The following is a 2,263-nucleotide window of genomic DNA, read 5'->3' on the forward strand; positions in this document are numbered from 1 at the left end:
CGGTCGGCATAGCGCAGATAGGCAATCGCGCGGCTGAGATTGGTGAAGATCGCGGAGATCGCGATGATCGGCACCACGGGCTCGGCGCCGACGAGCGGCACCAGCACCAGGGGCATCAAGGCGCCGCCACCGCGCACCGGCGGCCCGCCAGTTACTGCAACACGTCGTCGCCGCACGGGCGGGTGTGGCTCAAGCATGAGCACCGATGCTTGGTTCCGACGAACAGCTTTGCCGAATACGCGCCCGAGCCGAACCGGAGAGCGAGAAAAGAGATGTCGTCTGGTTCGCGCTGAATGAGGACCGACCGGTGTGTACGTTCGCGGGCATCTGGACCGAGTTCAAGGCCAACCGTGGCACCGAGTCCAAGCATCTTGTCTATGGCTTCCTGACAACTTCGCTGAATGCTGTGGTTGAGCCGATCCACCCAAGGCGATGCCGGTCCTTTTAACCACTGATTAAGAGCGGGATGTCCGGATACGCGCCCGTGGGAAGAGGCGAAGGCACTTCATCGACCGTTGTCGGATGATGCGCTCAGGATCGCGATGCGTGGCGCGGATAAGCAAGATTGGGCAGTAGCCGAAATATACTCAGTCATTGCGATCCCTCCGCTTGCTGCCTTTGCGTGGACGTTTCTCCACATTGATCGAGCCCGTGCCGTGACACTGTCGCCGTGGCCAGCTAGAGCTTGAAACAAAAAGTGAAAAGAAGAGCGGGGGTATTCCGCAAAGCTGACTTGATCTCTCCCTTCGCTAGCTCTGCCAGCGCATCTCATTGATGAGTAAGCAGCGATGACCGATCAGCAATTGGCCCTGCAAGCGATTAGCGAAGCGCAACTCATATTGGAAGAATACCTTCAGCCCCGTCCCAAGGACAATGCGCATGTCCTTGAAAAGTTGGTGGAAGTTCTCGAGCGTCCCGCCTTGATCGTTGCTGTAGGTCGATTGCAGCAACAAAGCAATTGAGCGCACTCATGAGCAAGCCGCTTCGATCGTTTACTTTAGCCGTTTGCACCGCTGCGCTCTCGTCGCTCGAAATGGCAAGCGGGCATGCTAAACAACGATGCGTCGCCGCAATGCCGGCAAATCCGCAAGGGCAGTGGTGGTCCTATCGTCTCATCGACGGACGAAAATGCTGGTACGCGGGCAAGCCCATGCTTTCGAAATCACTGCTGGAGTGGCCTACAGAGGCGCCTCCCGAACCCGGTTCTCGCGAAGTAGCCACAGGTGTTGTCATTGCTGGCAAGCCCGGCAATCCATTAGATGCACAAGTGTTGGCGCTGAAAGAATTTGATACTTTTGAACAGCGATGGCGTGCCAGGATCTCCGGTCCACAAGGCGCGCAATTGATCGATACTCGTAACTAAGCGATCCTTCATCACGCTCCTTGTCGGCAACGACTTTCGACCGTCTGTTCGCGGCGTACGCTTGGTTACGTCACGCAATCACGCACCGCGAGCTCGTCTAAAACAACTCCCCTCCGCAACTCGTGCGCGGCAGCCGTTAGATGCGAGCCTACGATCAGCCCGCGCCGCTTTAATGTCAGGAGAGCAATGGGGTCACACAGCTCGATAGAAAGCCCGGCTCCAAGTATTGCAATGGCGCGTTTCTCATCCGCGTCGAGATCAGCCCATGAGATGCCTTCCATCGCCCGCCTCAAAGTTGGTATCTCAAAATCCAAACGCGTGCCTGATTTGCCGCAGCATAGCCATGGCCGCGTCGGTGTACCGACCGTTGGTTAGGTATCGATCCAGCTGCGCTGTGCTAATCAGCGCCACAACTGCCACTGTGAAGCCCTTAAACATTCGGCCTCTCCTGAAAGAGACTGCCAACCGGGCGTGTCGAAATATTAAGCCGTTCTCAGAATGCGCTGCCGCTTATGGCGACGTAATATGTAAATGGTGACAGTGACTAGTAACCAGTTCCTTAACGGGCGCGAAGTCTGGAAGCGCTTGCGGTGGGCTGAGGCGGAAGGCTCTAGAGACGGCTACCGGATGCCCCGCCTAAAATCGTGACGCGCGGGACCGGGAAGGAAGAGAAATAGGGCGGCAGCGTGATCGTCCGCTCGACCCCAAGAAACGGACCAAGCGCAGACAGCTCAGTATGTACGCGATGGGCCAATTCCAGAAGTAGAGGACCATCGGTAAGCCTTGATACTCTTGCCCACTCTAGCCCGTCGGCATGTTATTCCAGATGTCGCGATGCGCGTGCCACTGGCCATCCCGACTTCGGAGCCAAACGAGAAGATACTTTACCTTCGCCTGCCC

Annotated in this window: 3 protein-coding genes and 1 pseudogene; 2 read left to right on the forward strand and 2 right to left on the reverse strand. The window is 57.2% G+C overall.

Features of this window, described 5'->3' with window-relative positions:
- Positions 1 to 197 (reverse strand): annotated as a pseudogene (locus AC630_RS41735) (hypothetical protein); the annotation flags it as partial.
- Between the two features lie 591 nt (positions 198 to 788).
- Between AC630_RS41735 and AC630_RS46110 the strand changes: the two are divergent.
- Positions 789 to 962: a hypothetical protein gene (locus AC630_RS46110; protein ID WP_167561392.1), complete on the forward strand. Its 174-nt coding sequence runs from the start codon at positions 789 to 791 to the stop codon at positions 960 to 962.
- An 8-nt stretch (positions 963 to 970) separates the two neighbouring features.
- A complete protein-coding gene (locus AC630_RS41740) occupies positions 971 to 1,363 on the forward strand; it encodes a hypothetical protein (RefSeq protein ID WP_245330667.1) in 393 nt (130 codons plus the stop codon).
- Between the two features lie 65 nt (positions 1,364 to 1,428).
- On the opposite strand, the gene AC630_RS41745 is transcribed toward AC630_RS41740, so the two are convergent.
- Positions 1,429 to 1,644 carry a hypothetical protein gene (locus tag AC630_RS41745; RefSeq protein ID WP_074124253.1) on the reverse strand — a complete coding sequence of 72 codons (216 nt, stop codon included), beginning with the start codon at positions 1,642 to 1,644 and terminating at the stop codon, positions 1,429 to 1,431.
- Positions 1,645 to 2,263: the final 619 nt, after the last annotated feature.

Source organism: Bradyrhizobium sp. AS23.2 (assembly GCF_001908185.1).
GTDB lineage: Bacteria > Pseudomonadota > Alphaproteobacteria > Rhizobiales > Xanthobacteraceae > Bradyrhizobium.

Coding starts and splice junctions, on each gene's coding strand:
- AC630_RS46110 (WP_167561392.1), top strand. CDS start 789: ATGACCGATCAGCAATTGGCCCTGCAAGCGATTAGCGAAGCGCAACTC.
- AC630_RS41740 (WP_245330667.1), top strand. CDS start 971: ATGAGCAAGCCGCTTCGATCGTTTACTTTAGCCGTTTGCACCGCTGCG.
- AC630_RS41745 (WP_074124253.1), bottom strand. CDS start 1,644: ATGGAAGGCATCTCATGGGCTGATCTCGACGCGGATGAGAAACGCGCC.